Origin of the sequence: Longimicrobium sp. (genome assembly GCF_036399935.1) — a bacterium.
GTDB lineage: Bacteria > Gemmatimonadota > Gemmatimonadetes > Longimicrobiales > Longimicrobiaceae > Longimicrobium.
In genome coordinates this window covers 1-12,088 of record NZ_DASWMD010000048.1, presented here as the reverse complement: position 1 = coordinate 12,088, position 12,088 = coordinate 1, and the positions used below count along the sequence as shown (strand labels likewise).

The following is a 12,088-nucleotide window of genomic DNA, read 5'->3' as shown; positions in this document are numbered from 1 at the left end:
TGGCGGGTTGCGGTTACATTTGCCCCCTTTGCCGCACGTGGACCGTCCATCATCGGAACCGCTACATGCTCGACGAGCTGAAGAACAGACTGGGTGAAGAGATCGAGCGCCTGACGCACGAGCTGCAGGTGGTGCTTCCCGAAGCCATCAAGAAGGCCGTGGAGCACGGCGACCTGCGTGAGAACTCCGAGTACAAGGCGGCGCTCGAGCGGCAGCAGTTCATCCAGGCCCGGCTGAACCACCTGACCATGCGCGCGGGCGAGCTGTCGAAGATCGACCTGTCGCAGATCCCCGCAGACCGCGTGGGCTTCGGCTCGCGGGTGACGGTGACGGACATGCGCACGCGCGAGCAGGAAGTGTTCACGCTGGCGTTCGGCGACTTCATCGACAAGGACAACCTGGACAGCGGCCAGATCTCGATGGCGTCGCCCCTGGGGCAGCAGCTGATGGGCAAGAAGAAGGGCGACAAGGTGAGCATTCAGCTTCCCCGTGGTGAGCGCAAGCTGCACGTGAAGGAAGTGGTCACCCTGCCGCAGATGCTGGACAAGGCCGGGACGGCCTGAGCCACACCGCTGGGCCTGGAACGGCGAAAGCCCCGGCTGGTCGGCCGGGGCTTTCGCGTGGGTACAGGATGCGTTCAGCGAACCCGTTGCACGTTGCCCACGGAGTACCGGGCGCCCGCATCGTTTGCGAGCGTGCCGATTTCCGCCGCGGCCGGGTAGCCCAGCGACGAGTGGTACTCCACCTCCAGGTACGTCCCCTCGTCCGCCGCCCGGGCGATGTAGCCGAACAGCTGCTCGATCGTGGGGATTTGCTGCGCGGTGGTGCCGGTGACCGGGTTGCCGGTCTGCAGTTCCTTGACGGACACCACCTTGTCGTCACGCACCTCCACCACCACCACGCCCAAGGGTGCGCAGAAGCAGTCGCGCGCGAAGGTGAAGCGGTAGTCGTCCAGGTCGTGCGACTCCCAGCGGCGGCGCTGGGCCGCAACTTCGCCTTCTTCGTCGCGCGGAAGCAGGAACGGCCGGGCGCAGCCGGACAGGGCAAGGGCGAGCAGCAGCGGGGTGAGGATCTTCATCGTCGGGCAGCGGAAAAGGGAGCGGGTACCTCGTTTCTCGCCCCTGAGAACGTGCGACGCCGGTTCGTCCTGACAGGTCTCAGGGATGGCCGATCAGCTGCACCACTCGCGCGACCGCCTCTTCCGTGTCGGTGACCACGACGGCGTTGGCGGAGGCCAGGACGGAGATGCTGCCCCGCTCCGTCAGCACGTGCCCGAGCGCGGCGGCGATGCTTTCGGCGGGCACGTAGTTCAGCCGGATCGCACGGCTGACCAGGGGCGCGTCCGGCCGCTGCCCCGAAATGCGCACGGCCGAGTCGATGCGCAGCAGCCCCCCGCCGACTTCCTGCACGCCGAAGCCGTAGGCCTCCACGATGGCGCGCAAGGCCACGTCCCACAGCTGGTTCCTCACCTCCGCCGTCACCACCCCGGCGACGTCCGGCCCCACCACGATGGACGTTCCCGAGAACTCGGCAAAGGCGCGCACCACGTCGCGCATCTCCACGTTCTGGAACGAGGCCGTGATCCGCCGCCCGCCCGTCTGCGCATGCGCGGGAGCCGCCGCCAGGCTGATGGCGAGAACGAGCAGCGTCAAAATGCGGATCATGGCCGGGTGACTTCCGCGGAAGGGTGGCCTCGACTACAGGTGAAGGGAGGGAAGATAACACGATGCGGGGCAAAGACGTATCTATCCGGATCCAGACGCATCCCGGGCGAATGACACACGTGGGAATTCGTGGTAGATTCAGAGCGCGGCGCCGGGAACTCCGCGGAGCCTCGTCGTAGCCGCACGCGGTCCCCACCGTTGCGACTCCATCCGTACAGCCTCCGCCATGCGCCTCCCCCTCGTCGTACTCGCCCTGCTCGTGCTCGCCACCGTCGTGCTGGTTGCGGTCCTTGGGCGGGAATCCAACGAGTCGGCCGCCCTTCCACCGGCATCCAGCGAAACGCCAGCCGACACGCTGGTCGGCACTCTCCCCGCCACCGCCGCCACCGTAGACACTGCGGGAGAGGAGTGTGATGCCGCACGCGATCAGCGCGTGCTGGAGGTGGTCGACAGCGAGATCCGTGGCGCGCTGGCCGGGCGTGCGACGCCAGGCGAGATCGACGCGCGTGTTGTCGCCGCCCACGAGCGCCTGCGGACCAGCGCGGCGCTGAGTTGCTCCGCCGCAATCCAATTGGCCGCTACGACCGAAGGCCAGTTCGGCGCGATCGCCGTGGGACCGGACGGCGCCTGGGGCGTCAGCTGGGACCACCCCTCGCAGGCCGACGCGGACAGCAACGCACTGCAGGAGTGCCTCAACTGCCGCGTCGTGGTGCGCGTCATCGGCCCCACGTGCGGGGCATACGCCAGCAACGGCTTGGGCTCCGGCTGGGCGGTCGGCGCCACCCGCGAAGTGGCCAAAACCAACTCATACGTCGAGTGCAGTGCAAGCGGGCCGGGTTGCAGCGTGGTGGCGTACGCGTGCAACTCGCGGTTGGCGGACAGCGGCGCCCCCTGACGATTGCACGGGCAGGTTCGATCGAAGGGCCCTCTCCCGCCACACGCGAGAGAGGGCCGTTCTGCCTACGAGGGTCCGCGGGAGCAGGCCCGGGCGTCGCCTGGCGGATGCGGCCGCCCCCCACGCGCGCCGGAACGTGGCTTGCAACTCCGCCCCGCCCCATGACTTGCGGAAACACCGGAACCAGGAGATCCCCATGGACCGAAACCAGGACGACAGGACCAACGTGGACGGGCACCCCGAGGCCGCCGCGCAGGACCGGCTGAACATGCAGCCCGGCCGCCTGGAAGACATCGAAAATGCCACGGCCTACGCGAACCGGACCGGCCAGGGCGACGTCACGGGCGAGGGCGAGCGGCTGCACGACCGCGAGAACATGTCAGCGACGGAGGGCATGGCCAGCGGGATGGACAACCCGGTGGAGCGCGGCGAGCGCCAAGCCGGCACCGGCGGCGGCGCGAACCGCGTGAACCCGGGCCAGGACGTCGGCAACGGCATCGAGGCGAAGCCCGCGAACGGCCTGCAGGGCGCAGACGGCCGCGTCACCCCCGGCGAGGACATTGGGAACGGCATCCGCGCCCGCCCCGCTGGCGACCAGGACGTAGGCAACCCGCTGGTCTGACCGCGCGCGGGCCCGAGTAGAACACGAAGGGGGGCGGACGTTCTCGTCCGCGCCCCTCCTCATTATCATCCACGCACCTATGCCGCCTGGCGCATTTTCATCGAGAGGACCTGCCCCGTTTCCGCATCCACCTTGAACACCTTGTAGCGCTCATGGTCGGTCCGCCGGGCGATCAGCTCCACGGGCTGAAGCGCAGCCGGAATCCCGAGCGTCACCATCCAGAAGCGCTCGTCGTCCGTGGGCTCGACTTCCTCCAGAGTCAGCCGCTCGGCATCCTGCAGTCCGTACAGCTCCTGGGCGAAGCCGAGTGCGGCCTGCACCGCCTCCTTGATCCCGATCATCCTCATCAGCCCCCTCCGGAAATGGACACGCGGCCCCAAATCTGAGGCCGCGTGGCATTCCCATCAAGACCCAAACTGAACACGCCACCGTGTGGCACCGACAGGCTGGGCTCAGTGTGAGTGTGGCGGGTCGGTCGGCAGTTCCGATTCGATCACGAGGACCCGCTCCATTCTACCTGCCGCCCGCTCGCCATAGTTGATCCGGCGCAGGAGTTCTAGGTGGGCCAAGCGTTCTTCGGGAGTACGCGAACGCCAGTACGCGGCATCTGCCGCGTCGGCCTCCTCGAACGAGTCGAAGACGGAGAATGCAGTGCGGTCCACCCGCGGCTCGTCCATCATCCCCCGATCCCGCCACGCCTGCGCAGCTCGTCTACCTCCGTCCGCAGCGTGGCGATGAGTTCGGCCATGAAGCCGAAGCCGAAGAGGATGAAGCCCACCGTCTCCAGGAGGACGACGAAGGTCAGCAGGGGGCGGTAGCCGAAGGGGGGCATCGTTCCCGCCACGCGGAGGACGATCGTCAGCAGCCCGACCAGAAAGCCCGCCAGGATCAGCAGCAGCCCGCCGCCGCCGAAGAACTGCATGGGCTTTTCGCTGAACTTCAGGTAGAACCACACCACCACCAGGTCGCCCACGCCCACCAGCACCCGGCGCCGCCCCGAGAACTTGGCCACCCCCGCGCGGCGCGGAAACAGCTCGATGTCGATTTCCGACACCGTGTACCCCTGCGCGTGGGCCAGCACCACGAAGAAGCGGTGCCAGTCGTGGCGAAGGGGAATTTCGCGCAGGATCTCGGTGCGGAACGCCTTCATGCTGTTCAGGTCGCGCACCGGCACGTCGAACAGCGTCTGCGACAGGCGGTTGTAGATGGACGACACCCCGCGCTTGTCGTAGTGCCCCACCTTTCGCCCGGTGACGATGTCGACCCCCTTCCCCAGCGCCTCAAGGAAGCGCGGGATCTCTTCCGTCGAGTGCTGAAGGTCGGCGTCGAAGAGCACCAGGTACTCGCTCTCGGCGGCGTACGCGCCGGTGACCATCGCCTCGGTCTTGCCGCGGTTGCGGCGGTGGCGAAGCACGCGGGCGCGCGGAAACGAGGCGGCCTCGCGCAGGGCTGCCTCGTAGGTGCCGTCCTTGGACCCGTCGTCCACCACGATCACCTCGCCCGCCAGGCCGTGCCGGTCGAAGGTGGCGCGCAGCTCGGCGAAGAGCGCGGGCACGTTCTCCAGCTCGTCGAAGGCGGGAACCAGGACGGCGAAGTTGCTGCGCAGGTGGGGCGGCACCACGGGAAGCGGCGAAGCCCCGCCGGGTGCGGCGGGGCTCTGCGCGGGCGGAACCTGGAGCAGGGTGCCGTCGCTCACACGCGCTTGCGCATGCGCGCCGAAAGCACCCCCAGCTGGTCGCGGTACTTGGCCACGGTGCGCCGCGCGATCTGGATGCCGTCGTCCTTGAGGATGTTCACGATGGCCTGGTCCGTCAGCGGGTGCGCGGGATCCTCGTCGCTCACCAGCTTTTCGATCTGCGCCTTGATGCCGCGCGCCGACACGTCCTCGCCGCTCGTCGTCGAAAGGCCCGACGAGAAGAAAAACTTCAGCGGGAACACGCCGCGCGGCGTCTGCACGAACTTCTCGTTGGTCACGCGGCTGACGGTGGACTCGTGCATGTCGATCACCTCGGCCACCTCGCGCAGGGTCAGCGGCTTGAGGTACTGCACGCCCTTGTCGAAGAAGTCGCGCTGCCGGTCGACGATGAAGTTCATCACCTTGAGCATGGTCTGCCGGCGCTGCTCGATGGCCTGGATCATCCAGTTGGCCGAGTTCAGCTTGTTGCTGATGAACTCCTTGTTCTCGCCGACGAACTTCTTCTTGTCCTTCGCGATGTCGCGGTAGGCGCGCGACAGCTTCAGCCGCGGCAGGCTGGTGTCGTTCAGGAACACCAGGTACTCGCCCTCGATCTTTTCGACGATCAGGTCGGGGATGATGTAGTTGTCGCCCCCGGACGAGTACTTGAGGCCGGGCTTGGGATCGAGCTTGGCCACCTCGTCCGCCGCGTCCTGCACGTCGCGCGGGGTGATGCTGAGCTCCTTGCTGATCTCGCTCCAGCGGTGGTTGATCAGCTGCTCGAAGTAGTCGCGGACGATGCGAAAGGCCAGGCTGTCGCTCAGCCGCCGCTCGATCTCGGCGATGGGCGGCTCGCTTTCGCCCGTTTCCTTGATCAGGTCCTGCACCACCGAGTCGCGCAGCTGCAGCAGAATGCACTCGCGCAGGTCGCGCGCGGCGATGCCGGCCGGGTCGAAGCCCTGCACGGTGCGCAGCATCCGCTCGGCTTCTTCCAGCACGTACGGCGGCACGCCCTGGAACTCCTCGGTGCCCCGGACGAAGTCGTTCAGCGTCTGGACGATCTCCTCCAGCGGGCACACCAGGTACCCGTCGTCGGTGATGTTGCCGATGATCTCCTCGCCCAGCAGGAGCTCGCGCTCCGACAGGCGAAGCAGCGTCAGCTGGTCGTGAAGGTGGTCGCCCAGGTCCTTGGTATCCACCGACACCGGCTCGTAGTACTCGCGCTCCTCGTACTCTTCGCGGCGGCCGCCGGTCTCGAAGCCGTTCAGGAGGATCTCCTCCCAATCGATCTCGTCGTCCTTCTTCTCGTCGTCCTTCTCGGCCTTGACCTCTTCCTCGGCGTCTGGCTCCACCAGGTCCAGGAAGGGGTTGTTCAGCAGCTCCTGCTTGAGGTGCTGCTGAAGGTCCAGCAGGGGCATGTAGAGCAGATCCATCGCCTGGTACAGGCGCGGATTGATCTTCATCTCCTGCTTGAGGGTCGTTCCCTGGTAGAGACCGGTCTTCATACCGCTCGTCCTGTTCTGGATTCCGCGCGCCGCCGTTCCCGGGCCAGCGGCCCTGGGCCGCGGGTTCACGCGTCATCGGTTGGGGGCCTTCAGCCGCCTCGCTCCGCCTCGTATCGCGCCGGACTCGACACATCCGGTTCCTCACCGTCCGAGTCCGCCACGCCGAAGCCGGTCTCGTCCCCGTTCCTGTCCATCCCCGCCGTCTCCAGCGCCGCCGGGCCGTCGTGGCCCGCCGCGTCGGCGGGGTGCGCCCACGCCAGCTCCGGCTCGTCGAGCACCTCGTCGTAGCCGTCCGCCGCCATCGGCTCGCCCTGATCGGGCCAGGAGCCGTCCTGGTCCGCCACGCCCGGAGTATCGTCGTTCGCGGCCGGCCGCGACAGGGCGGGATTGGGATACCGCTCGCGCATGCGGGCCGTGAGCGTGGGTCCCAGGTAGATCTCGGCCACCTCGTCGTTCCACACCAGCTCCGACACCGTGCCGGAAACGCGCACGCGGCCGTCGTACATGATGTAGGCGCGGTCGACGATGTCCAGCGTCTGCTCGACGTTGTGATCGCTGATCAGCACGCCGATGCCGCGCTTGCGCAGCCCGCTGACGATCTGCTGGATGTCGTGCACCGCGATGGGGTCCACGCCGGCGAACGGCTCGTCGAGCAGCATGAACTTGGGCTCGCCCACCAGCGCGCGGGTGATCTCCAGCCGCCGCCGCTCGCCGCCCGAGAGGGCGTATGCGCGGCTCTTTCGCACGTGCTTGATGGACAGCTCGTCCAGCAGCGTCTCCAGCCGGCGCTTCCGCTCGGCCCGGGGAATCCGCATCATCTGCAGGATGGCCATCACGTTCTCTTCCACCGTCAGCTTGCGGAAGATGGATGGCTCCTGCGCCAGGTACCCGATCCCCGCGCGGGCCCGGCGGAACATGGGGATGCGCGTGATCTCGCGCCCGCCCACGAACACCTTGCCTTTGTCGGGGCGGATGAGCCCCACCATCATGTAGAAGCTGGTGGTCTTCCCCGCCCCGTTGGGCCCCAGCAGCCCCACGATCTCGCCCTGCGACACGTGAAGGTCCACCTCGTTGACCACGCGCCGCTTGCGGTACGTCTTCACCAGCCCCGTGGCCTTGAGCGTGGACCCGCCCGGCACCAGCGCCGACGCGCGCGCCACGTAGGCGGTCGACGGAGCCTGCACGTCGTCCGGCGCCGGCTCGTCGGCCAGGTCGGCCGGAGCCGAGGACGACGCGCCGTCGCGCAGGATGCCGCCGATGCGCGCGTCGAGCATCTCCACGATCCGCTGGCGGTTCGCGTCCACCTCGCCCGCGGCCCAGGGGGTCAGCCGCACGGCCGCCCACTCCGCCGCGGGGGCCAGCTCGCCGTCGTCGGGCCCGGGGTGCGGCAACGGCTCCAGCAGGCCGTCGTCTTCCAGCGCGCGGACGATGTGCTCGTCCAGGTAGCGCACCGTTTCCGCGGCCGGAAAGTTCTGCGGATGGCCGGCGGCGCCGTCGTGCCGGGCGTACCAGCGGCGGTACTCCTCGCGCACGGCGGTCAGCCAGGTGGCGCGCTCCACCGTGCCGTCGCCGTTGGCGTGGTCCACCAGGGCGCGCAGGGCGATGAGGGTGCTCAGGTCGGCCGGACCCTTGGCCGCGGCCACCCGCTCGAAGCCGCCGCTCATGGCACCCTCCGCCGGTCCGCGGGCGGTGGCGTCGACGACCCCGTCGGCGCGGGCGCGGGCGGCGACGTCGGCTGCCCGCCCGCCGGAGCCGCGGGGGTGCGCTCGGCCACGCGTGCGGCGGCGGAATCGGCGCGCGCGGTGTCGCGCTGGGCCGGGTCCAGGTAGACGCCCCGCTTCAGCCCGCGCACCGTCGCCACGTCCACCTCGCCGTCGGCGAACGCCAGGTCGATGGTGTCGCCGATCAGGTAGTTGATCCCGCGGCGCCCGCCGGCGCGCGCCGCCTGGGCGGAGTCGCTGGACGGCGCCATGCGGTACAGCGCCCGCGCCGAGCCCAGTGCCAGCAGCCGCTCCAGCTGGGCGTTCTGCGACGTGTCGGCCGGGGCGCCCGCGGGCCGCGCCGCCGCACGCGCCGAGTCCGACTGGAAGTAGCCGATGATGGTGTCGCCGAACAGCAGGTCGCGCTGCCCCAGCGCCAGCCCCGCGACGGTGTCGGGCTGCCCGGCGGCGTCCTGAGGCGTGGGCCCGGACACCTGCAGCGTGTCCCACGACTGCCCCTGCGCCGCGCCGATGGCGATCACCTGCCGCACGCGCTGCCCGGGGGTGAGCGCCTCCAGCGAATCGGCCTCCATGCGAAAGCCGCGCGCCAGGGCCACGGAGCGCCCCCTGGACTGCGGCGCGTTGCCGGAGACCAGGCGCTGCAGCGAGTCGCGGGCAAAGAACATCTGCAGCTGGGGCCCGGTGATGCGAAGCCGCTCCTGCACCAGCCGCGAGTTGCCGCGCGCCAGCACGCGGTCGATGGCGCCCTGGGCCAGGATGCTCTCGATGTAGTCCGCCGTCAGCTCGTACTGCTCGCCCTTCGCCCGGGCGTTGCCGCGCAGCTCCATCTTTTCGGCGGTGGCGTCGTAGTAGGCCTCGCTGGCCCAGGCGTCCATCTCCTTGCCGTCGATCACCACGTTCCCCTCGGCCGTCATGAACTGCTCGCCGGCGGTGGTGATGCGGTTGGCGTCGATCTCCATCGGCTGCCGCCCCCGCGACGAGGGCACCACGGTCAGGTGCGGGCGCTCGGTGGCGATGGCCTGCGCCTGCGGACGGCCCATCCCGGCGCGGAAGTACTCCAGGTTGGGCCCGCGCAGGGTGCTGCCCCGGTTCTTGTCGGTGAACACCACGCTGCCGGTGGCCCACAGCCGGCCGGTGTTGCCGTTGTACGTGGCATAGTCCGATGTCAGCGCGCGCGTGGGGTCCTGGTAGTCCACGCGGCCGAACAGGTGCACCTCGTTGATGGCCTCGAACATCACCGCGCTGTCGGCGCGCAGGTCTTCGCCGTTGGCGCAGCGCACGTTCAGCGGCCCGCCGGCGTTGATGATGCGCTGCCCCTCGGGGCCGCTGCTGCTCCACCCGCCCTGCTGGTAGACCAAGTCGCAGACGTTCTGCGCCGTGGCTCCGCCGGGAAGTGCCGCGCCCGCCGCGACGGCGAGGAGGATGGCAAGGAGGCGGCGCATCAGAAGTCCCCCGCCCCGGCGTTCACCTGCACGCCCTCGGCCTTGGCCCGGTTGCCGCGCATGTTGTTGAAGCGCGTGTCTGACTCGAAGCCCTGGGTGACCATCGTACGCCCTTCTTCCACGATGGTCGTCTCGCGGGTGCTCCACACGCGGTCGCCGCGCTGGTCGTAGTGCAGCTCCTCGCTGCGCACGGTGCGCTGGCGCCCCTCGTCGTTCTTGGTGATCAGCACCACGTTGCCGCGCGCCACCATCACCGCCGTGGCCTCGTCGTACTCCCCCGTCTTGGACGTGAGCGTGCCGGGGTTCTTCCCCTGCTTGTCGTAGAAGGTCAGCTGCACGCCCTTGAGGTCGAAGATCTGGGTGTTGGGCCGCTGGAAGGCGGTGTCGCCCTTCAAATCGGCCTTCAGCACGCCGCCGTCGCTCAGCTTCAGGTTCAGCCCGTACGTGCGCTGGCCGTCGTCGGCGTCGACGTTGGCCTTGGGCGCGGCGATGCCCGACTCGCCGTCGCAGCCGGCCAGCAGCGCCAGGGCGCACACGAAAACGCGGAGAATGGTCCTGCTCATATGGCCTAGACGGCTCCCGCCCGCATCAGGTCGTGAAGGTGAACCATCCCCACGAGAAGCCCTTCGCCGTCCACGACGGGAAGCGCCATCACGCCGTTCCGCTCCATCACGCCGACGGCCGCGGCGGCGAGCTGGTCGGGCTCGGCGGTTCGGGGAGTGTTCGTCATCACCTCAGATACGGAAATTCGGAAGAACTGTTCCTCCCGCTCCATCAATCGCGTCAAATCGCCGGAGGTAACCACCCCCAGCAGCCGCCCGTTTTCGTCCACCACGGCGACGGTTCCGCGCCGCTCCGCGAGCAGCACCAGCGCCTCGCGCATGGTCGTGTCGGGCCGCACCGCGGGGGCGTCCGTCATCACGTCCCGCACGCGGAGCAGCAGCCGGCGGCCCAGCGCGCCGCCGGGGTGAAAGCGGGCGAAGTCCTCGCGGCCGAACCCTCGGCGCAGCAGCAGCGCCACCGCCAGCGCGTCACCCATCGCCAGCGTGGCCGTGGTCGACGACGTGGGCGCCAGGTCGTGCGGGCAGGCTTCCTCGGCCACGGAGCAGTCCAGGACGTGGTCGGCGTGGCGGGCCAGCGCCGAGCTCATCCGCCCCGTCATGGCGATCACCCGCACGTCCATCCGCGTCAGGAACTCCAACAGCCCGCGCAATTCCTCGCTCTCGCCGCTCTTGCTGAGCAGGATGGCCACGTCGCCCGACCCCACGATCCCCAGGTCGCCGTGCAGTGCCTCGACGGGATGGAGGAAGGTGGCCGGCGTCCCGGTCGAGGTGAGGGTCGCGGCGATCTTGCGCCCGATGATCCCGCTCTTGCCGATGCCGGCGACCAGCACGCGGCCCGTCGCCGTGAGGATGGCCTCCACCGCGCCCGCGAACTCGTCGCCGATGCGGCCTTCGAGCGCGGCGACGGCCTGCGCCTCCATGCGGATCACCAGGCGCGCGCGGTCCAGCGTGTCGGCGACGCCGAGGGCGCCCTCCACCTCCAGCAGTTCCTGCAGCGCGCTCACCGCCCCGCCTCGCGCTCGGCGACGTACTGGGCGACGGCGTCGGCCCACTGGCCGCGCGCGGTCAGCAGCGCCTCGGCGAACTCGCGGACCGCGCCGTGCCCGCCGTGCTTCCTGGCGGCCCAAACGGCGGCGGCCCGCGCATCGCTCGTCGCGTTGCCAACGACTGCCGGCAGGCCGACGCGGCGCAGCACGGCCAGGTCCGGCAGGTCGTCGCCCAGGAACGCCGTCTCCTCCCAGCCGATGCCGTTGCGCTCCAGGATCTCGGTGAGAGCGTTGAGCTTGTCGGCCTTCGGGTCCTGGTGAAGGTCGTCCACCTTCAGCTCGCCGGCGCGGATGCGCACGGCCTCGGAGACGCGGCCGGTGACGATGCCGACGCGCAGGCCGGCGTTCTTCAGCATCAGCACGCCCAGGCCGTCCTGGATGTCGAACCGCTTGAGCTCCACGGACTCGCCGCTCGCCGTCGCGCCCAGGTAGACGCCGCCGTCCGTCATCACGCCGTCCACGTCGAAGACGACCATGCGGATGCGGCGAGCCAGCGCGGGATCTATGGGCTCAAACACGGGCAGCCTCCATCCGCAGCGCGGCGCGCAGCCCCAGCACCTCTTCGATCAGGGGACGCAGGCGTTCCAGCGGCAGCATGTTCGTGGTGTCCGACAGGCCCCTGGCCGGCTCCGGGTGCGTCTCGATGAAGAGCGCATCGGCCCCGGCGGCGACCGCGGCGCGGACGAGCGGCGGGATGAAGCGCGGCTCGCCGCCGCTGATTCCCCCGCCCTCTCCCGGGCGCTGCACGGAGTGGGTGCCGTCGAAGATGGCCGGCGCGTCGCAGGCCTCGCGCATCAGCGCGAAGGAGCGCATGTCCACCACCAGGTTCCCGTATCCGAAGAACGTCCCGCGCTCCGTCGTGGCGACCGCGGGCGAGCCGGCGCCGCGCACCTTGGCGACGGCGCCCTTCATCTCGTGCGGCGCCATCCACTGCCCCTTCTTTACGTTCACCGGC

General features: G+C 69.6%; 13 protein-coding genes and 2 pseudogenes. 3 read left to right on the top strand and 12 right to left on the bottom strand.

All coding sequences use genetic code 11. The annotated features are described in order from the left end of the window. Positions 1-65: 65 nt before the first annotated feature. Complete coding sequence (locus tag VGB24_RS15465; protein ID WP_331073851.1) at positions 66-563, top strand: GreA/GreB family elongation factor; 498 nt, start codon at positions 66-68, stop codon at positions 561-563. A gap of 74 nt (positions 564-637) precedes the next feature. Here VGB24_RS15465 and VGB24_RS15460 read toward each other — a convergent pair whose 3' ends face one another. Beyond that, on the bottom strand, positions 638-1,078 hold the full coding sequence (locus VGB24_RS15460) for a DUF6174 domain-containing protein (RefSeq protein WP_331073850.1): 441 nt from the start codon (positions 1,076-1,078) through the stop codon (positions 638-640). Positions 1,079-1,157: 79 nt separating this feature from the next. Further along, positions 1,158-1,664: a secretin N-terminal domain-containing protein gene (locus VGB24_RS15455; protein WP_331073849.1), complete on the bottom strand. Its 507-nt coding sequence runs from the start codon at positions 1,662-1,664 to the stop codon at positions 1,158-1,160. A 226-nt stretch (positions 1,665-1,890) separates the two neighbouring features. On the opposite strand from VGB24_RS15455, the gene VGB24_RS15450 reads away from it, so the two are divergent. Beyond that, positions 1,891-2,559: a DUF4189 domain-containing protein gene (locus VGB24_RS15450; RefSeq protein WP_331073848.1), complete on the top strand. Its 669-nt coding sequence runs from the start codon at positions 1,891-1,893 to the stop codon at positions 2,557-2,559. Between the two features lie 196 nt (positions 2,560-2,755). Beyond that, positions 2,756-3,181 (top strand): hypothetical protein, encoded by a 426-nt coding sequence (locus VGB24_RS15445; RefSeq protein WP_331073847.1) that lies wholly within the window; start codon positions 2,756-2,758, stop codon positions 3,179-3,181. Positions 3,182-3,258: 77 nt separating this feature from the next. Here the strand turns inward: VGB24_RS15445 and VGB24_RS15440 are convergent, their stop codons facing one another. The 10 genes and pseudogenes from VGB24_RS15440 to VGB24_RS15395 all read right to left on the bottom strand — a co-directional run. After that, positions 3,259-3,528, bottom strand: a complete 270-nt coding sequence (locus tag VGB24_RS15440) for a hypothetical protein (RefSeq protein ID WP_331073846.1) — start codon at positions 3,526-3,528, stop codon at positions 3,259-3,261. A 105-nt stretch (positions 3,529-3,633) separates the two neighbouring features. Further along, the gene (locus VGB24_RS15435) at positions 3,634-3,861 is read right to left on the bottom strand and encodes a hypothetical protein (protein WP_331073845.1); all 228 of its coding nucleotides are present in this window, start codon (positions 3,859-3,861) and stop codon (positions 3,634-3,636) included. Further along, a complete protein-coding gene (locus VGB24_RS15430) occupies positions 3,858-4,877 on the bottom strand; it encodes a glycosyltransferase family 2 protein (protein ID WP_331073844.1) in 1,020 nt (339 codons plus the stop codon). Before VGB24_RS15430 ends, VGB24_RS15435 begins: the two co-directional genes overlap by 4 nt. Continuing rightward, positions 4,874-6,361, bottom strand: a complete 1,488-nt coding sequence (gene rpoN / locus VGB24_RS15425) for an RNA polymerase factor sigma-54 (RefSeq protein ID WP_331022061.1) — start codon at positions 6,359-6,361, stop codon at positions 4,874-4,876. The genes VGB24_RS15430 and rpoN overlap by 4 nt, the downstream gene beginning before the upstream one ends. Before the next feature lie 425 nt (positions 6,362-6,786). Continuing rightward, positions 6,787-7,500 (bottom strand): annotated as a pseudogene (gene lptB, locus VGB24_RS25370) (LPS export ABC transporter ATP-binding protein); the annotation flags it as partial. Positions 7,501-8,021: 521 nt separating this feature from the next. Continuing rightward, complete coding sequence (locus VGB24_RS15415) at positions 8,022-9,524, bottom strand: LptA/OstA family protein (protein ID WP_331073842.1); 1,503 nt, start codon at positions 9,522-9,524, stop codon at positions 8,022-8,024. Beyond that, entirely contained in the window at positions 9,524-10,087 is a 564-nt protein-coding gene (gene lptC / locus VGB24_RS15410) for an LPS export ABC transporter periplasmic protein LptC (RefSeq protein WP_331073841.1), read from the bottom strand. Before lptC ends, VGB24_RS15415 begins: the two co-directional genes overlap by 1 nt. 5 nt (positions 10,088-10,092) lie before the next feature. After that, positions 10,093-11,007, bottom strand: a complete 915-nt coding sequence (locus VGB24_RS15405) for a KpsF/GutQ family sugar-phosphate isomerase (protein ID WP_349263926.1) — start codon at positions 11,005-11,007, stop codon at positions 10,093-10,095. 80 nt (positions 11,008-11,087) lie between these two features. Further along, positions 11,088-11,651: a KdsC family phosphatase gene (locus tag VGB24_RS15400; RefSeq protein ID WP_331073839.1), complete on the bottom strand. Its 564-nt coding sequence runs from the start codon at positions 11,649-11,651 to the stop codon at positions 11,088-11,090. Next, positions 11,644-12,088 (bottom strand): annotated as a pseudogene (locus VGB24_RS15395) (3-deoxy-8-phosphooctulonate synthase); the annotation flags it as partial. The gene VGB24_RS15400 and the pseudogene VGB24_RS15395, both read right to left, overlap by 8 nt.